The organism is Parasutterella secunda (assembly GCF_016901835.1).
Lineage (GTDB): Bacteria > Pseudomonadota > Gammaproteobacteria > Burkholderiales > Burkholderiaceae_F > Aphodousia > Aphodousia faecavium.
The window spans coordinates 75,729-92,754 of sequence record NZ_JACJKX010000008.1 but is presented as its reverse complement, the minus strand read 5'-3'; the positions used below and the strand labels follow the sequence as shown (position 1 = coordinate 92,754).

Here is a 17,026-nt window from a genome sequence, read left to right as displayed (position 1 = left end):
TCTATCACGTGCGTAGCGACGGATACTCTGCCGGTCACGGTATCAAGGTTGAAGACTCGGATGCGACAGCGGTTGAATTCCCGATCGGTGCCAAGTTAGCCAAGAGCTTCGAAACGGCGGGCGGTATGACTGTTGCGCCGACCTTCAGCCTGGCTGTTGTGCCGACGGTGGCCGATCGCGATATCGACAGTAAAGTGAAGTTTGCCGGAGCAACCGGTCAATACAACTTCACGTTTGCCGATGACGTTCAAGTTCGTTCGCAATTGGGTGTGCAAGCTGCTAAGGATAACTTCCGCTTCGGTTTGAATGCCGGTTACGATTGGGGTAACGAAGAACGTTCCGATTTGTCCGTGCAAGCTCGTTTGAAGTATCTCTTCTAGACTGATACTTTCATCTGACTGAGCAAAAGGCCGTGGTTTGAACTGCGGCCTTTTGCGCTTTTGTTGCGTATTTACCTGATATGTGTGACGGGTCGACACAGTTTCGGTATTAAGAGTGGTTTAAGTTCAGCAGAAGGTTTTTGAATGCTACAATCTGGGCATTATGCAAGTATTGAATAACACAGAACATTCTCCGAAAAGAGCGATTAAAGAGCTCTCCGATCAATTAATCAGTCAGATTGCCGCAGGCGAAGTGATTGAGCGCCCGGCTTCTGTCTTAAAAGAACTTGTTGAAAATGCGATCGACGCTGACGCCACACGCATAGAAGTGCGGCTGGAATCGGGCGGCATCAAGCGACTATCAGTGACGGATAACGGTCGCGGTATTCCGAAAGAAGAGTTGCCCTTGGCTTTAAAACGCCATGCCACAAGCAAAATCCGCGATTTAAACGAATTGGAACACGTTTTAAGTCTTGGCTTTCGAGGGGAAGCTCTGGCTTCCATTGCCTCGGTAAGTGCCATGACCGTGACATCGCGTACCGCCGAGCAGTCCTGCGCCTACAGCATTCACGAGGGAGATGTGGGAGTAGCCGCGGGCGGCCTGGGGACCAAGGTCGATGTGGAAGATCTGTTTTTTAAAACGCCTGCGAGAAGGAAGTTTTTAAAGTCAGAGGCAACGGAAGCGGCTCATTGCAAAGTGGCGCTTGAGCGCATAGCCATTGCACATCCTACGATTGAATTTCGGCTGGTCAATAACGGAAAACCGGTTTTGGTTTTACCGGTTGAAGAAAGCCGCGCGCGTATTAACCGCATCTTGCCCGATGAGTTTGCCCGTGCCCAGCGTGAAGTGTATGCGGAGACCGCTACGGCGCGCGTTTACGGCTGGGTGGGCTTACCCACTGCGGGTCGCGCCCGCACCGATGCCCAGTACTGTTACGTCAACGGTCGATTTGTTCGCGATAAACTTTTGGCTCATGCGGTTAAAAGTGCGTACGCTGATGTGCTACACAATCAATTGCAACCTATGTATTGCCTTTTTGTGGACATTGATCCCATTAAGGTGGATGTAAATGTCCATCCTACAAAAAGCGAGTTGCGATTCCGTGACTCCCAATGGGTTCACCAATTCGTGATGCATGCCGTGCAAAATGCCCTGGCTCCCGCCTTGGCAGGATTAAGCAGTGAAGCCGAGGAGCCTTTACCTGCAGCAGTAACTCCAAGCACACAACCAAGCCCGAGTTCGAACACCTCCGGATTGAATTCGAATTTTCAATTGCGCTCTCAACCTCAGGCCGCCTACGAGCCCTCGCAGTTGAGCCGGTATTTGGATTTTTACCAGACACGAACTGAAGCGCAGCCTGCGCGACACGGCAATGTGGTGCCTGATACTGTCCAGGCTATTCGTTCGGGAAGTGATATCGGCAGTGTGGCTGAACACGAAAAAATGGCCTATCCCTTAGGGCGCGCCTTAGGACAGGTGGGGGGCGTCTTCATCATTGCCGAAAACGATCACGGGATGGTGGTCGTGGATATGCATGCGGCCCACGAGCGAATTGTCTATGAAAAACTCAAGGAGCAGATGGATGCGCAAAAATTGGCTGTCCAGCAGCTCTTGATCCCTCTGGTCTTTAGGGCGGATGCCGAAGAGATGGCAACGTTTGAAGACAATCAGTCGCTTTTGTTGTCTTTAGGGCTGGAATTGGAAGCCGCTTCTCCTACGCATCTGCGCTTGCGTTCGGTTCCCGCAGTGTTAGCGGGCGACATTGAAAAGACGGGCGAAGCGCTTATCTGTGAGTTGCTCGCTGACATTAAAAAATTCGGCGGCACAAATCTCATTGAAGAAAAGCGCAACGAGATCCTCGCTACTATGGCCTGTCACGGGGCCGTGCGTGCGCACCGCTATTTAAGTCTTGAAGAGATGAATGCGCTTTTGCGTCAGATGGAAAAAACCGAGCGCATTGATCAATGCAATCACGGGCGACCCACGTGGGTGCAAGTGAGCATGAGTGAATTGGACAAACTTTTCATGCGAGGGAAGTGATGGCCAAGGCAGTACTCTTGCTCGGACCCACGGCAAGCGGAAAAACCGCTTTGGGGGTGAAATTGGCCCATGCTCTGGATACGGAAATCATCTCTATTGATTCGGCTTTGGTCTACCGCTCAATGGATATCGGTACGGCTAAACCCACGGAGCAGGAAAAAGAAGGGATCGTGCACCACCTGATCGATATTCGCGATCCGTTTGAGAGTTACAGCGCAGCAGACTTTTTTAAAGACTGTGAACGCTTGATTGAAGAGATCAGTCAAAGAGGAAAACTGCCTTTAATTGTGGGCGGTACCATGCTTTACGCCAAAGCCCTCAAAGAGGGGCTCAATCAGATGCCTTCGAGTGACCTGACGGTGCGAGCTGAAATTGAACAAGAAGCACAAGCCCTCGGGTGGCCTGCCATGCACGAAAAACTTCGTGAGGTTGACCCCATAACCGCACAAAGACTTCATCCGACAGACTCTCAGCGTATCAGTCGCGCCCTGGAAGTCTATCGCCAGACGGGCAAACCCATTTCTTTTTATCAAAGTCAGCAAAATCAGGGTTCTGCACACACCTTTTTAACATTGGGCTTGATGCCGGCCAATCGTAAGCTTTTGCACGAGAGAATTGAAAAACGTTTTTTAATGATGATCGAGGCGGGCTTTCTCGATGAGGTGAAGGGCTTGATGGCAAGGCCTGATTTTGACCGCAATGCCCCCTCGATGAGAGCGGTAGGGTATCGGCAGGCAATTGATTATCTCTTGGGTGAGACCGACTATGAGCGCTTTGTGCAGGCAGGAGTAGCAGCCACGCGGCAACTGGCCAAGCGCCAAATGACCTGGATGCGCTCCATGCCGGATATTGAAACCTTTGATCCTTTTGACACAGATCCTTTCCCTGCCGCATTGGAAGCCATCGGGCGCTTTCAGGCAGGCTAAGAAAATCGCCACCTCGGTCGGTGGCGATCGAGTCTCATGCGTCAGTCTTTCAGGTAGTATTCAACAGTCGTAACCACTCGAACGCGCTTCATATACGGCGTGTTGCTGTCTCGGTCATAGATCGTAAATTGACCTTGCGAGGCCCGTCTGATCTTACCCAACGTGCTTTCACTGTCTTCGGCGAATTTTTGGGCCGTAGAGCGAGCGTTTTTGGTGGCCTCTTCTACCATCGCAGGCTTAATGGCGTTTAACCCGTTAAAGGAAAATTGGGTGCGATAGTTTTGAGTAAAGAGTACGCCCTTTTGAATCAACTCACTTTGATTGACCATAGCTTTGCGCACAGTACCTACATCCGTTGTGGCAACCGATACGGCCATTTCCATGCGATAGCGTTCAGGCGGTAAATTCGTGCCGTAAAAGTCCGCATGCAAATCCTGTACGCTGGGCGTGCCTTGAGAAATATCTTCCGCTTTGATGCCTTGGTTAATCAGGAATTGTCGGATTTCTTCGCTTTGCGTCTGGGCTTTTTGGTAAAGAGCGGCCAAGTCATTGCCGCTTACCCGGAAAGTCACAGGCCAAATGACGTAGTCGGCTTCAACATTTCGTTCAGCCAAGCCCTTGACCGTGACCACACGGTCGCGATCGACAAAATGATCAATACCGGCTTTTAAAGAAAAACCCACAGAGGCGATGCCGATTGCTACGCAGACGCCGGCGATTAAATTTTGTTGTACGCTCATAATCCGTTTCCCTCATGATTGAGTACTCTCAGTTCAATCATAGAGTATTACGGGCCACCCACAAAACACTTTTGCAATTTGTTCGTTTTGTTTGCTTTTCTAACAAAAACGCAGCCGAAGCTGCGTTGGAAATCAGTCCATTTGAGCGGCCTTTTGGGCAACGGCCTCTTCTTCTTTGGAGCGCGTTCGCGCAACCCAGAGCGCCAAGGCCGCAAGCGACATACCGGCAAAAAAGAGTCCCAGAGCCGTCATGCCCCAGAAGCCGTACGCAGCACGAGGAGCCATGAAGGGTTCACCGATAAATGCCATATAGTAGCCGCCGAAAAGTCCGACGCCCCAAAGCATGACACCATAGACAATCATCGGCCAGAAGGTGACTCGATAGCCTCTTAAGGCAAAAGAGCTCACACACTGCATAGCATCAAAGACGTGATAGAGAATGCCGAAAAGAATCAGCGAGTAGCCGATCCGAATAACTGTTTCATCGCTTGTGTAGAGTTGAAGTAAAAAGCCTCTTCCGAAATACAAAGACAATGCCACAACGCTTGCGACGCACACAGCGACCGTAAGGCATTTTTTAGTGGCTTTTTCAGCTACGCTCGGCCAACCGGCTCCGAGACACTGTGAAACCAGTACCGTGCAGGAAATACCGATTGCCAAGGCAAGCATGTAGCACATGCTCGTGATGTTGGCCACAATCTGGTGGGCAGAAACCGTCACGGCGCCGAAGCGGGAAATGAAAATTGCCATAAGCGTAAAGGAGCTTACTTCAAAGAAGGTTGAGAGCCCGATCGGAATACCGATTTTCAACTGTGCCCACATGGCCTTGGGATCCGGCCAATAAAAACGTTCGCATCGCATTTGACTGTAGAACGAGTCTTTTTTCCAGACCGCGATGTAAACAAAAAATGAGAGCCACGTCAGAATCGTGGAAGAAGCCGCGGCCCCTGCGCCTCCCATAGCGTCAAAGCCAAGCCAACCGTACATGAAAATGGCGTTTAAGGGCGCTTTGAGGATTAGCATCGCCACCGATACGTACATGGTGACTTTGGGTCGCGAGACGGCTGCATTTAAGGCAATAAACGCGCGTCCGCCCAGAGCTGCCGGAAGCCCGAACATGCTGATTAAAAGGTATTGGGAGGCCATGGTCTTCACCGGTCCCTGGGCTTGGGCGAGGTTGGTCCAAATCTCCGTTGCCCCCAAGAGTGGCATACCGATAAAGCAAAGAATGAGCGCAAGCCACAGACACTGAGACAGCTCAAAGCCGATTCGTTCATACTTGCGGGCACCGAAATGGTGGCCTGCAAGCGGACTCATTCCCTGCAGAATGCCTACAAGCCCCATGAAAATCATGATCATGGAGGCAAGACCCAAGGCAATGGCTGCCAAATGGTCGGCACCGAGGTGACCGGCCATAATGGTGTCAATTGTGCCGCCGCCCACAATAGCGATATTGGCAACAAAAATGGGACCGGCCAGTTTTGCGATGGCCCGTCCCGAAATATCAGGTGGGGTCAGTCGTTGAGGAAGCGGATGATTCATTCTTTCCCTGTTTCAAACAAAACGAACCGTTCGCGATCACGAGGGCGGCTATAGCGACCCAGAACGCTCGATTCATCGTAGAGATTGTCTGCAAAGGCTTCGTCGGTCGTGAAGACAAAGCGGCAGGCGTTATTTTTTGTAAGCGGCAAGCCGTAATAGACGAGCATGCTTTCTTTAACCGGATCAATGTTTTCGGCTGTGAGACAGTCTCCGGCAGAAGCGCTTGCATGATAGTCCGTGAGCGTTTCGTGCACGATCGGCTCAAAACTTCTTGCACGATCAATCACCGGTTCAAAAAGATAAACGGTGGTGACACTTAAGGCAGTGATGCCGGCAGCGGCAAGCCACGGTCCTTTCCAAGCGACAATCTGCGAGTGATTCATGCGCCAAAGAACCAGAGCCAACCAGACCAAGAACGTCACAAAGCACAGTACGAAAAGCAGCCCATGAAATGAAGAGCTGATGCCGGGAGCAAGGTTCATGATCGACTTGTACATCTTCGGCGGCATGCCCGTTTGCCAAGCAAAGAAGTAAAGCCACAAGGCAATAAGGGCGAGAGTGAAAACAGTAGCCGAGAACCAGTCGAGGATATTTTCGCGGGAACGACGGGCAGATAAAAGGCCGAATGCGCCCAAAACCGAAAGCGGAACGGTAAGCATCATCATGAAGCGATCGCCCGATACTTCGCCTGCCAACGACAACACGAATAAGCCCACAAACATCCAAAGGGGCAATTTGATATGAGTGCGATCGAGCTGTTTTCTGAAGGCATATAAGCCTAAGAGGGCAAAGGGCCAAAGAGGCCAGAGAAACCAAATGCAGTTTTCGACGATCCAATAAAGATCGGAGGACGAAATGCCGCTGATGAAAGCAAGTTGTGCCTGCCACCAAAGGGCAAACCACGCATCCACCGTTTCAATGGCAACGGCCACAGCCAGAATCGGCCAGATAAAAAAGGTTGCCGATGCGGCCACAATGATGAGTGTGGCACGGTTAATGAAAGGGGTTTCGTAGGCGTGCACTCGTGCATGGATAAACAAAGCAATGACGAGCAGAACAATGCCTGCAAACAAATTGGCTGTTAAGACTGAGGCACCGATGGTAATGCCGGTCAAGAGCGGTGCGAGAATGTCTCGGCGTAATGTCCAGGCCAATGAGAAATAAAACGCAGCAACAATGGCCAAAAGGGCGGTTTCAACGTAAAGCTGGCGGATCGGAACAAAAAGACCGAAGGTCGCCACGAACATTAAAAGAGCCGCGTCGGCTACCACGCGCCCGTAATCAATCGGGGAGGCTTGACCGCCGAAAGCAAGCACCACGGGTTGGGCTTCGGCACGGCGAGCCAAATACCAGGTGCCGTACCAGATACTCGAAGAAGCAATGGAAAACCAGACTAGAACACTCAGGCGGCTTGCACTGCCTTCTGAGAAAAGAAAACCGAACAGTTTGGCAAAAAGCGCACTGATCCAAATCGTCAGAGGACCGTCAGTCACGTATTCCGTGCCGCCGAGTGTGGGTAAAAGCCACCCTGCCGCATCGCTTTGCAGCATGGATTGAACAAGTGCAAACTCGGTTAATTCGTACGAACTCCAAAAATCGCGAGACAAAAGCCCGGGAATGATGAAAATAATTAAAAGGGCTAAAAGCGCCATGCGGGGTAATTTCCGAGCGCTCGCTGCCGAGGCAACAATCGGAGAAGGACGTTCTTCAAACATGAGTACAGGCTAATGAATTTGACTTAGCTATTGTAACGAAAAAGAGGCAGTCCATAGATCACAGACTGCCCCTTTCTGCGAGAAACTTTCTGATTGAAAATTACTTCGCAGCCTTCTTGGCGAGGTTGGCGTACTTGGCGCGGAATTTTTCCACGCGGCCGGCTTCAACGATACGCGTTTGAGCGCCCGTGTAGAACGGGTGGCTTTCAGAAGACGTATCAAGCTTAACGAGCGGATAGGTCACGCCGTCGATTTCAACCGTTTCCTTGGTTTGAGCGGTGGACTTGATGATGAACGTCTTGTTGATGGACAAATCGCAGAAGGCTACTTCGCGATATTCGGGATGAATACCTTGTTTCATTTGTAAAGTTTTCCTAAAAATATCATCGGCCGCCCTGAGTGCCTTGCGCACGCGCCTCACCGTATTGAGGTCTTACCGCGGGCATGCAACTCCACGTTCCGACAGGGAAGCCGAATTATCCAATAAATTCCGATAAATAGCAAATTTCCTCGCAACATTCGTCCGGACTCTCCTTAAACTATCTCAAAAGCTATGAGATCGATAGAAACCGATGCAAATCAAACATTTAGAAACAAAACGAGATTGATTCTCATCTAGATAATCTCTAATATAAAGGTACCAAGATTATTAACGAAGAGGAGAAAATCATGACATGCTCCAAGAAATTGAATGTGTATTTGGCCAATCTCGCTGTATGGAACGTTAAACTGCACAACCTGCACTGGAATGTGACCGGGCACCACTTCAAGCCCTTGCACGAATACACCGAATCGCTCTATGACGATGTGTTTGAGGCTTTTGATTCAGTTGCCGAAATTCTAAAGATGAAAGAGCAAACGCCTCTGTCTACACTGAAGGACTATCTTGAAGTGGCTACGATCGAGGAAGTGGCCCCGAGAGGCTTTTCCGGTCATGAGGTGATGGACATGGTGGAAAGTGACATGAAGCTCATGAACGCTTTGGCTTTGGAAATCCGTAACGATGCGGCTCAAAGCGATGACTTTGAGGTCCAGTCGATGTTCGAAGGCTTTGTGGCGGATTACTCGAAGAAACTTTGGTTTATCCGCGCTATGCGTAACCGTTCAGCATGCGGTTGCCGCAAAGAGCAATAAGCTGTTCTTTTGAACTGATTTCAGAAGGTCTTCTATGTGAAGGCCTTTTTTGCGTTCGGCGGTCTATAATCGGCGCCGTTTTCAACCAAAAGAAAGGAAAGCGCCATGGCTCAGGATACAGAGGCAGGTGCTCTCAAGCAGTGGGCGCCGGTTGTGGGGCTCACATTATCGGCTTTCATTTTTAATACGTCGGAATTCATCCCGATCGGTCTGTTAACGGATATCGCCCGTGATTTTCAGATTACCGAATCGCAAGCCGGCACAATCATTACGGTTTACGCCTGGATTGTGACGGTCTTGTCTCTACCTTTGATGCTTTTGGCCTCAAAGATCGAATTTAAAAAATTGTTGTTGGGCATTCTCGCTCTTTTTGTGATCAGTCACTTTTTATCAGCCATCGCGCCGAGTTTCATTACCTTGATGCTTTCTCGAGCAGGGGTGGCTTTTTCTCATTCTATTTTTTGGTCCATCGCTTCTCCTTTGGCGGTGCGTATTGCACCTCGCGGTAAGGCGGCGACTGCCTTAAGTCTTGTCGTTACCGGGACGGCCGTCGCAATGATTGCCGGTCTTCCTCTTGGTCGTATGGTGGGGTTGTATATGGGGTGGCGAGCCACCTTTTTCTCGATCGGTGTGGTGGCGCTCTGTGTAGCCGTCTTTTTGCTTTTTGTTTTCCCCAGAGTTCCGGCCAGTAGTCAAGGCTCTGCCGTGGCCAAGTTGCCGGCCATCCTTAAAAATCGAGCCTTAATCGGTGTCTATGTTCTCACAGCTTTGATTTTTACGGCTAATTTTACGGCTTACAGCTACATCGAACCTTTCATGGCGCAAATGGCTCATATGCCCGAAGGAGAAATTACCTTTTCGCTGACACTGTTCGGTGTGGCAGGAATCATCGCGAGTGTATTTTTCTCCCGAGGTTTTGAAAATCATCCGAAATTTTTCTTTGCAACCGGTACATTCGGCTTGGCGATTTTCTTAACACTCATGCAAGGAGCTGCTGCTCATATTTGGACCTCGATGCTTTTGTGTGTTTTCTGGGGCATCACGTTTACTATCTTCGGTCTTGTTTTTCAATCGGTTGTCATTCGGCTTGAGCCCCAGGCCACACCGATTGCCATGTCGATTTATTCGGGTATTGCCAATGTAGGAATCGGTAGCGGTGCTTTGGTGGGCGGCTGGGTTTTTGCTTGGCCGGCCTTGCCTTACATCGGATATGTCGGAGCCGCCTTTGCGTTGACGGGCGGCATCATTTGCTTTGCGATGATCCAAGACTTTTTGAAACACTGAGAAATAAAAACGGCTCTTTCCGTTCGGAAAGAGCCGCACTGATGGAAGAACTCAGAGAAATTAACCGCCTCGACGCATCAGATCGAAGAAGTCGGCGTTGCTCTTGGTTGCTTTGAGGCGTTCGAGCAAGAATTCCATGGCTTCGACTTCGTCCATGTCGCTCAAGAGCTTTCTCAAAATCCAAACTTTCTGCAACACATCGGGCTTTAACAGAAGTTCTTCACGTCGGGTGCCGGAACGAAGAACGTTGATAGCCGGATAGATACGTTTTTCAGCCAGACGGCGTTCCAAGTGCACTTCCATGTTGCCCGTGCCCTTGAATTCTTCATAAATCACATCGTCCATGCGGCTGCCGGTATCAACCAAAGCCGTAGCGATGATGGTGAGAGACCCGCCTTCTTCAAGGTTTCGGGCAGCGCCGAAGACGCGCTTGGGACGATGAAGGGCATTGGCGTCCACACCGCCCGAGAGCACACGGCCGGACGTGGGCATGACGTTATTGTAGGCGCGGGCCAAACGGGTGATGGAGTCAAGCAAAATCACCACGTCTTTCTTGCTTTCGGCCAAACGTTTGGCTTTTTCGATCACCATTTCGGTGACCTGCACGTGACGGGAGGCCGGTTCATCAAAGGTACTGGCCACCACTTCGCCCTTAACAGTGCGCTGCATTTCAGTCACTTCTTCAGGACGTTCGTCAATGAGCAACACAAAAAGGACACAGTCGGGGTGATTGGCGGTAATGGCGTGAGCAATATGCTGCATCAAAACCGTTTTACCACTCTTAGGAGAAGCAACGATCAGTGCACGTTGACCTTTACCGATCGGGGCAATCATATCGATGACACGGCCCGTTAAATTCTCATCGCCTCGGATGTCTCTCTCAAGCACCAGATGTTCGTTCGGAAAGAGCGGCGTGAGGTTTTCGAAAAGCATACGGTGCTTTAAGTTTTCGGGAGATTGACCGTTAACTTTTTCAACCTTGACCAAAGCAAAATAGCGTTCACCTTCTTTCGGAGTGCGAACCTCGCCTTCGATGGAGTCACCCGTGTGCAGGTTAAAGCGTCTGATTTGCGAAGGAGAGATATAGATATCGTCGGTGCTGGCGAGGTAAGAGGTTTCTGGACTGCGTAGGAAGCCAAAGCCGTCGGGGAGGATTTCAAGAGTACCGTCACCGAAAATCTGTTCGCCGTCTTTGGCGCGTTTTTTCAAAATGGCGAACATGAGTTCCTGTTTGCGCATGCGGTTGGCATTTTCAATGCCGAGATCAATAGCCCAGTCCAAGAGTTTGGAGACATGCAAAGATTTGAGTTCGGAAAGATGCATTTGAATCTTTTGAAAGTGTGAATTGAAAAGGCAGGGGAAAGCAGATTAGCCTTCACCGCTGTTCTGATCGTTAAATAAAAAGGATTTTTCTTCTAGATTCCGTTTCGGGCAAGGCGCCCGAAACGGATTCGGAGGGCATTCTAAACGAATTGATTCAAAAAATCTTCCAATTGAGACTGACCCATGGAGCCAACGTGTTGTTGGATGGGTTGACCGTTTTCATAAACGATCAAAGTCGGAATGGAACGGATGCCGAGTTTGGCAGCGTATTCGTTGGCTTCATCCACGTTGTACTTGCAGATGCGAAGTTTGCCGTCGAACTTTTGAGCAGCCGTTTCCAAGTGTGGAGCCAAAGCGCGGCACGGACCGCACCACGGAGCCCAGAAGTCAACGACCACGACGCCTTGAGCCGTTTCGGCTTCATAGTTGGAATCATTTAAGTGAACGATTTCGCTCATAGTGTCACCTTTTAGTTTAAATGCTGAAAATTCCCTGCAGGCTCTTTAGCCTTTCTACCCGTCGAGCATAACGGAATTTTCATCAATTTGGAATTTGAAATTGTCTATTTTCGTCATAGATTTCTTCCTGACTCCGAGACAAAAAGGACAGATTTTGAGCCGGATTATTCTTTTTGCTCATCGGTTTGAACTTGACCTGCCATCGCATGAAAACCTGCATCAACATAGATTGTTTCGGCTGTGATGCCACGAGCATAGTCAGATAGCAAGAACGCTGTGGAGCGACCGATATCGTCAATCGTGATCGTTTGACGAAGAGGCGAGACGTCACGGGCGTGAGCAAGCATTTTTTGAAAGTCCTTAATACCGCTTGCAGCAAGCGTTCGAATCGGACCGCTAGAGAGTGCGTTAACACGAATGCCCTTTGCCCCGAGGTCTGCCGCCATATAACGCGTGACTGCTTCAAGTGCGGCCTTGGCTACGCCCATCGTGTTGTAGTTGGGCACAACTTTTTCTGCACCCAAAAACGACATGCACACAAGGGAAGCATTGTGACCTTCGAGCTGAGGCAAAAAGGCTTTTCCTAAAGCTGCAAAGGAATAAGCGGAAATGTTGATGGCCGACAAAAATCCTTCTCGAGAAAGACCTTCGAGAAAAGAGCCTTCGATTGCTTCACGCGGAGCCCAAGCAATTGAATGCACGAAACCATCGAAACCTTCAGACCAAATGGCTTTAACCTGATCGGCACAAGCCTGAATGCTTTCGTCGCTTGCCACATTTAACTGAATGACGCCGACTGCGCCGAAATCGTTGGCAAAACGTTCCAAGCGTTCGCGGAAACGTTCGTTATTGTAGGTGAGAATGAGTTCAGCGCCTTCTTCATGACAGGCTTTAGCAATGCCGTAGGCGATTGAGCGAGTTGAAGAAATGCCGGTAATAAGCAATTTTTTGCCGGTCAGTAAAGCCATTTTGAAAAACCTTCAAAGTTTGAAAATTTTTACTCTACCTATCGTTTTTTGTTTGTCAATACCCTGATTTATAGGGAGAAATCCTAATTTTTCAGTTACGTTTTTTACAAATGGCACTGACATACTTTTTTCGGAAAATTTTTTGATCCTGAAAGGATGCTGCAATGAATTCTTCTGAAAAGGTCTGCCTGAAAGATTTACGTGTTCGCCTCAAAGATAAGGAATATGTGCCTTTGATGGTCGGAGGTATGGGGGTGAACATTTCTACGGCCGAAATGGTTTTGGCGGTGGAAAAATTGGGCGGTATTGCTCATTTGTCGGACGCCATGGTGATGGATCTGTGTGATCGCCTTTATGGGACGAGCTATAGCGCTGATAAGGCTAAACGCTATTACGGTTGTCAGAAAAATCCCGATAAAAGTAACAACCATTTTGATTTGAATGCACTGCGTGAGGCGACTCTGCGTTATGTAGGCGACGTCATGAGTCGGGCAACGGGCAGGGGCTTGGTGTTTATCAACTGCATGGAAAAGTTGACTTTCAATGCTCCGCACGAATCAATGGCCGTCAGACTGAATGCGGCACTGGACGCAGGAATCGATGGCATTACGCTTTCGGCCGGGTTGCATTTGATGAGTTTTAAACTCATGAGTGAAAACAAACGTTTTCGTGAAGCTTGCTTAGGCATTGTGGTTTCCTCTGTCCGGGCACTCAATCTTTTCCTTCGAAAAAATAAATCATTGAATCGCTTGCCCGATTACATCGTTGTTGAAGGTCCTCTGGCAGGCGGCCACTTGGGATTCGGTGAGGATTGGCGGGAATATTCGCTTGAGACAATTGTTAAAGAAGTCAAGGCCTATTTGGCTGAAAATCACCTTGATATCCCCGTGTTTGCTGCAGGCGGAATTTTCACCGGAGGTGATGCGGTCCGCATGATTAAAGAGGTGGGAGCCGATGGGGTTCAGGTGGCCACTCGTTTTACGATTTCAAAAGAGTCCGGTTTACCCGATGCGGTAAAGACCGCTTATCTTAATGCCCGGGAAGAAGATATTGAAGTCAACCATCTCTCAGCAACCGGTTATCTGATGCGGATGCTGAAATCCTCTCCTGCGATTAAGCAGCGAATTCCGCCCAATTGTGAACCTTATGGTTATATGCTCAACGAAGGTAAATGCCCGTATCTCAATCAGTGGTGGGATGCGATGACGAAAAAGGCGATGCCCAAGCCCGAGGAGTGGAAGTGTTGCCTGTGTACGCACATGAAGCTCTATAACGTCTGGACGTGCGGAGCCAATACTTTTCGGTTGAAAGACACCACGGTAAAGCTTGCCAACGGTCAGTGGTATTTTCCGAGCGCTGAAGAAATTTATAACGATTACGTTACAAGCACCGGTGAAGAAATTAAGCTTCCCGTTCCTCATTAATCGATAGTTGTTTTTTTGGCTATAGCGGCTCTTTTGCAAAAATGCATCAGAGCCGTTTTTGCAGACCGGTTAATTCTGGATGATGTTCGATGTGATTGGGAACGTTTAGTTTGATTTGATATTAAACGGAATATCTATAAGGCCGAAAGTCCATCCTTTAAATTCTTCTCGTCTTGCCAGATTCTCAATTTTTGACGGCAAAGGAACTTGATGGCCTTTGTCAAGTTCCATTTCAATCCAGCCGGTGATTGCTTCTTTTGCATTTTGATGAGCGGATTCGAGCGTGTCTCCAGCAGAAAAGCAGCCGGGCAAATCAGGTACGACAATACCATAAGCGTGGGCTTGGTCGCCCGGTTCTATAGCAATCGGATATTTCATCGGTTATTCTCTTTCAAAAGCAATAGCAAAATATTACGCTTGGGAAAAAGATTTTTAACGCTCCAAATAAAAATCAGACGGTCTGTTCAAATTATCGGCTCGCTAAGTAGCTGGCTTGAGTTTTTTTAGCAGAAATTTGTTAAACTGCGCCCTCGGCGGGTCCCCTCGCATGCATTCGTCGTGAACCTGGTCAGGCCGGGAACGGAGCAGCCACAGCGAAGTGAATGTAGTGCCGAGGATAAGGCTCGCCACTTCTTTTTTTGAGTGTCTATCTCGTTGATTTTAAAAGAAATTCAAAATCAAACTACTAAAGAGACTACTAACGTATTAAATCAAACTTTAGCTTTTTTTTGTGGTTTTTGCGCAACGTATATTTAAGTTGAAAGGTGAAACACGTTTGTGAATCACCTTTAGTTTTGATGTTAATGTTTAGTATCGGATGACCATTTTTGATAGTCACGCATCAATTCTTCGTAAGCTCTCAAGAGACGTCTGCAAGATTCTTGACGGTAATGGCACCAGATCTCATGTTGCTTAACAATTTCAGCAATTGAGGGCGATTTTGCCAAATATGTAATGAATGGCTCCAACGTCCCTTCCTCAAACAGGTCGACACACCAACCAATCCCATCAACTTTTGCAGCACCAATTTGATTGGCTACTTTGTTTGGGATTGAGTGTAAGGACAAGTATTGACACGAAAACAGTGAGTTGAATACTTCCGTTTGTTCAGCCACCAATGCTTGATACGCCGGGAAAGAATCTCCGACATATTCCATGAGTAATGAATAAACGCCAGTTGATACACAACCAACGCTTCCATCGTTCAATTTACGTTGGAGGTCAAATTCAACTCTAGGAAAGATATCACTCATGCGAATGATATTTTTCAAATTGAAGATGCTTTGGAGCTCTCCAATTCTTGAGCAAATAGATTCATATCCATCAGCGCTAAGACATTCACTGTCGTCAAACGGCACGAATAAGCCAATTCGATCAGACAAAAAGTCTTTGCAGACTTCTTCGCCTATCAATGTATTGAAAATAAAGAGGATTTTTTTGAAAAGAGAGAGGACTTGACGTGAATCAAGTCCTCATGGAACTAGTGAAATGGGAAGTCAGGTAAAGACATTGGATCTTTTTGATTATTTTGAAAAAATTCGATGTTTTTTCTTCTTTATATCGTGATCCATCTCGTAATTATTTCAAAGGTTCACGATTCGAAGTTCTATTATGTCCCGTCCACGTTCTGAAAATCCTAAAGAACACGTCAGCTTGGTTTGTTCCAAGCAGAAAAATGGTTGGTACTACGTCTTGGAAGTCACCAGCGTTTACGATCCCAAAATTAAAAACAGCCGCAAGATCCGCTCCCGTTTGGTCGGCAAACTCCCTCCTGGTGAAACCGATCTCAACAAGATGATTCCTACCGAATCGGGGCAGGGGCGTAAAAAGAAAAGCATCCCTGAAGCTCTGGCTGAGCTCAAGGATTCCCGCAGCCCTCTCTATGTCGTCTATCCCTTGGATTTAACCCTGCTGGTTGTTGTGTTAGTCGCCATGGCCGGCTACACCTCTTGCTATCAAATCGCTCAATACTGGGCCAGCAACCGAGCGGTTTTGAAAAAATATTTTGATGATTTTCCCGATCGGGACATCTCTCATGACACGGTCAGACGGTTGATTAAGTTAATTGGTAAACAACAATCCGAGCAATTGATTAAACGATTTACCGAGCAGTTGCTCAACCCCATTAAACATCGTGTTGTCTCGCTTGACGGGCAATCGGTTAAAGCGTCTAAAACGCTGCTTCAACCCCGCGGTCAATACGTTTTAAACGTTTATGACTCCGATGATCAACTTTGTCTGGAACAAAGAGTGATCGGAGAAAAGGAAAATGAGATCACCCATGCGGCCGACTTGATCGATTCTTTGGATATTAAAGGCACCGTAGTGACTTGTGACGCCCTGAATACACAAACGAAGTTGGTGCAAAAAATCGTGCAAAAGGGGGCTGATTATTGTGTGGCGGTCAAAGATAATCAACAGACATTGTTCGATCTTGTCAAGGCATGGTTTAGAACAGAACCGTCACAGCTCATCAAAGACAATCAAACCCTCGATAGCGATCACTGTCGCATTGAAACCCGTCGCATCCAGGTTCTACCCGGGTCATTAATGGATGGGCCGATATATCAGGACGTTTTGAAGAAGTGGCCGGGCCTTGATGATGGTTGCATGATCAAGTTAGCGACAGAAACGGTAATTAAAAACACAGGCGAGATCCGCTACGATGAGCGCTATTTCATTTCGTCGTTGCATTTTGATGAGCAATACATTGCTCAATTGCTACTAAAGACCATAAGAAGTCATTGGGCCATCGAAAACAATCTGCACTGGGTGTTGGATGTCACCTTTGATCAAGATCGAATGCATTGTCGCAATGCGGATTACTTGGCCGGACGAGCGGTGCTGTCGAAATTGGCCTACAACATCATTAGCAAGGCTCAAGCCAACGAAGAGATGCAAACCGGGAAAAAGTCTGCGACGAAACCGCAGTGGTTAGTCCGATTCAATAACGCGGATTTCGCTGTTGAGTGCTTATCAAAATAACGAACAAGAGATAATTCGCGGGCTGGCGTATGCATCACCCCTGTAACTTTTTCTTTACAAAAGATAGAATTAAGTTACAATTCGCAATAACGATTCTCATTCTCAT

General features: G+C 48.3%; 16 protein-coding genes and 1 other RNA gene. 8 read left to right on the top strand and 9 right to left on the bottom strand.

What is annotated here, in order from left to right; translation table 11 throughout:
• The 3 genes from H5985_RS05655 to miaA all read left to right on the top strand — a co-directional run.
• The coding region (locus tag H5985_RS05655; protein ID WP_205050342.1) for an autotransporter domain-containing protein at positions 1 to 380 on the top strand (380 nt) is incomplete at its 5' end.
• Positions 381 to 543: 163 nt separating this feature from the next.
• A complete protein-coding gene (gene mutL, locus H5985_RS05650; protein WP_205050341.1) occupies positions 544 to 2,421 on the top strand; it encodes a DNA mismatch repair endonuclease MutL in 1,878 nt (625 codons plus the stop codon).
• Entirely contained in the window at positions 2,421 to 3,347 is a 927-nt protein-coding gene (gene miaA, locus H5985_RS05645) for a tRNA (adenosine(37)-N6)-dimethylallyltransferase MiaA (protein ID WP_205050340.1), read from the top strand. Before mutL ends, miaA begins: the two co-directional genes overlap by 1 nt.
• Positions 3,348 to 3,388: 41 nt before the next feature.
• Here miaA and H5985_RS05640 read toward each other — a convergent pair whose 3' ends face one another.
• The 4 genes from H5985_RS05640 to H5985_RS05625 all read right to left on the bottom strand — a co-directional run bounded on the left by H5985_RS05640 (position 3,389) and on the right by H5985_RS05625 (position 7,705).
• A complete protein-coding gene (locus H5985_RS05640) occupies positions 3,389 to 4,087 on the bottom strand; it encodes an SIMPL domain-containing protein (RefSeq protein WP_205050339.1) in 699 nt (232 codons plus the stop codon).
• Positions 4,088 to 4,219: 132 nt separating this feature from the next.
• Entirely contained in the window at positions 4,220 to 5,629 is a 1,410-nt protein-coding gene (locus tag H5985_RS05635) for an MATE family efflux transporter (RefSeq protein ID WP_205050338.1), read from the bottom strand.
• Positions 5,626 to 7,344, bottom strand: coding sequence for an ArnT family glycosyltransferase (locus H5985_RS05630; protein ID WP_205050337.1), 1,719 nt, complete (start codon positions 7,342 to 7,344; stop codon positions 5,626 to 5,628). Before H5985_RS05630 ends, H5985_RS05635 begins: the two co-directional genes overlap by 4 nt.
• A gap of 100 nt (positions 7,345 to 7,444) precedes the next feature.
• Positions 7,445 to 7,705, bottom strand: a complete 261-nt coding sequence (locus H5985_RS05625) for a type B 50S ribosomal protein L31 (protein WP_205050336.1) — start codon at positions 7,703 to 7,705, stop codon at positions 7,445 to 7,447.
• Positions 7,706 to 8,013: 308 nt separating this feature from the next.
• On the opposite strand from H5985_RS05625, the gene H5985_RS05620 reads away from it, so the two are divergent.
• Positions 8,014 to 8,478 (top strand): Dps family protein, encoded by a 465-nt coding sequence (locus tag H5985_RS05620; protein ID WP_205050335.1) that lies wholly within the window; start codon positions 8,014 to 8,016, stop codon positions 8,476 to 8,478.
• Between the two features lie 105 nt (positions 8,479 to 8,583).
• The gene (locus tag H5985_RS05615) at positions 8,584 to 9,762 is read left to right on the top strand and encodes a sugar transporter (protein ID WP_205050334.1); all 1,179 of its coding nucleotides are present in this window, start codon (positions 8,584 to 8,586) and stop codon (positions 9,760 to 9,762) included.
• 60 nt (positions 9,763 to 9,822) lie between these two features.
• Here the strand turns inward: H5985_RS05615 and rho are convergent, their stop codons facing one another.
• The 3 genes from rho to H5985_RS05600 all read right to left on the bottom strand — a co-directional run bounded on the left by rho (position 9,823) and on the right by H5985_RS05600 (position 12,511).
• On the bottom strand, positions 9,823 to 11,085 hold the full coding sequence (gene rho, locus H5985_RS05610) for a transcription termination factor Rho (RefSeq protein ID WP_205050333.1): 1,263 nt from the start codon (positions 11,083 to 11,085) through the stop codon (positions 9,823 to 9,825).
• 140 nt (positions 11,086 to 11,225) lie between these two features.
• Positions 11,226 to 11,543 carry a thioredoxin gene (gene trxA / locus H5985_RS05605; protein ID WP_205050332.1) on the bottom strand — a complete coding sequence of 106 codons (318 nt, stop codon included), beginning with the start codon at positions 11,541 to 11,543 and terminating at the stop codon, positions 11,226 to 11,228.
• A 164-nt stretch (positions 11,544 to 11,707) separates the two neighbouring features.
• Positions 11,708 to 12,511 carry an enoyl-ACP reductase FabI gene (locus tag H5985_RS05600; RefSeq protein ID WP_205050331.1) on the bottom strand — a complete coding sequence of 268 codons (804 nt, stop codon included), beginning with the start codon at positions 12,509 to 12,511 and terminating at the stop codon, positions 11,708 to 11,710.
• A gap of 164 nt (positions 12,512 to 12,675) precedes the next feature.
• Here H5985_RS05600 and H5985_RS05595 point away from each other — a divergent pair, with 164 nt between their 5' ends.
• Positions 12,676 to 13,935 (top strand): nitronate monooxygenase, encoded by a 1,260-nt coding sequence (locus H5985_RS05595; protein ID WP_205050330.1) that lies wholly within the window; start codon positions 12,676 to 12,678, stop codon positions 13,933 to 13,935.
• Positions 13,936 to 14,040: 105 nt separating this feature from the next.
• On the opposite strand, the gene H5985_RS05590 is transcribed toward H5985_RS05595, so the two are convergent.
• Positions 14,041 to 14,313: a type II toxin-antitoxin system HicB family antitoxin gene (locus tag H5985_RS05590; protein WP_205050329.1), complete on the bottom strand. Its 273-nt coding sequence runs from the start codon at positions 14,311 to 14,313 to the stop codon at positions 14,041 to 14,043.
• Positions 14,314 to 14,467: 154 nt separating this feature from the next.
• Here H5985_RS05590 and ffs point away from each other — a divergent pair.
• An RNA gene (gene ffs / locus H5985_RS05585) (signal recognition particle sRNA small type) lies at positions 14,468 to 14,566 on the top strand.
• A 169-nt stretch (positions 14,567 to 14,735) separates the two neighbouring features.
• On the opposite strand, the gene H5985_RS05580 is transcribed toward ffs, so the two are convergent.
• The gene (locus H5985_RS05580; protein ID WP_205050328.1) at positions 14,736 to 15,317 is read right to left on the bottom strand and encodes a BTB/POZ domain-containing protein; all 582 of its coding nucleotides are present in this window, start codon (positions 15,315 to 15,317) and stop codon (positions 14,736 to 14,738) included.
• Positions 15,318 to 15,546: 229 nt separating this feature from the next.
• On the opposite strand from H5985_RS05580, the gene H5985_RS05575 reads away from it, so the two are divergent.
• A complete protein-coding gene (locus tag H5985_RS05575; RefSeq protein ID WP_205050327.1) occupies positions 15,547 to 16,920 on the top strand; it encodes an ISAs1 family transposase in 1,374 nt (457 codons plus the stop codon).
• Positions 16,921 to 17,026 lie beyond the last annotated feature (106 nt).

What these genes read in the sequence shown, in the direction of transcription:
- mutL (WP_205050341.1), top strand. Translation starts at nt 544, where the DNA reads ATGCAAGTATTGAATAACACAGAACATTCTCCGAAAAGAGCGATTAAA.
- miaA (WP_205050340.1), top strand. Translation starts at nt 2,421, where the DNA reads ATGGCCAAGGCAGTACTCTTGCTCGGACCCACGGCAAGCGGAAAAACC.
- H5985_RS05640 (WP_205050339.1), bottom strand. Translation starts at nt 4,087, where the DNA reads ATGAGCGTACAACAAAATTTAATCGCCGGCGTCTGCGTAGCAATCGGC.
- H5985_RS05635 (WP_205050338.1), bottom strand. Translation starts at nt 5,629, where the DNA reads ATGAATCATCCGCTTCCTCAACGACTGACCCCACCTGATATTTCGGGA.
- H5985_RS05630 (WP_205050337.1), bottom strand. Translation starts at nt 7,344, where the DNA reads ATGTTTGAAGAACGTCCTTCTCCGATTGTTGCCTCGGCAGCGAGCGCT.
- H5985_RS05625 (WP_205050336.1), bottom strand. Translation starts at nt 7,705, where the DNA reads ATGAAACAAGGTATTCATCCCGAATATCGCGAAGTAGCCTTCTGCGAT.
- H5985_RS05620 (WP_205050335.1), top strand. Translation starts at nt 8,014, where the DNA reads ATGACATGCTCCAAGAAATTGAATGTGTATTTGGCCAATCTCGCTGTA.
- H5985_RS05615 (WP_205050334.1), top strand. Translation starts at nt 8,584, where the DNA reads ATGGCTCAGGATACAGAGGCAGGTGCTCTCAAGCAGTGGGCGCCGGTT.
- rho (WP_205050333.1), bottom strand. Translation starts at nt 11,085, where the DNA reads ATGCATCTTTCCGAACTCAAATCTTTGCATGTCTCCAAACTCTTGGAC.
- trxA (WP_205050332.1), bottom strand. Translation starts at nt 11,543, where the DNA reads ATGAGCGAAATCGTTCACTTAAATGATTCCAACTATGAAGCCGAAACG.
- H5985_RS05600 (WP_205050331.1), bottom strand. Translation starts at nt 12,511, where the DNA reads ATGGCTTTACTGACCGGCAAAAAATTGCTTATTACCGGCATTTCTTCA.
- H5985_RS05595 (WP_205050330.1), top strand. Translation starts at nt 12,676, where the DNA reads ATGAATTCTTCTGAAAAGGTCTGCCTGAAAGATTTACGTGTTCGCCTC.
- H5985_RS05590 (WP_205050329.1), bottom strand. Translation starts at nt 14,313, where the DNA reads ATGAAATATCCGATTGCTATAGAACCGGGCGACCAAGCCCACGCTTAT.
- H5985_RS05575 (WP_205050327.1), top strand. Translation starts at nt 15,547, where the DNA reads ATGTCCCGTCCACGTTCTGAAAATCCTAAAGAACACGTCAGCTTGGTT.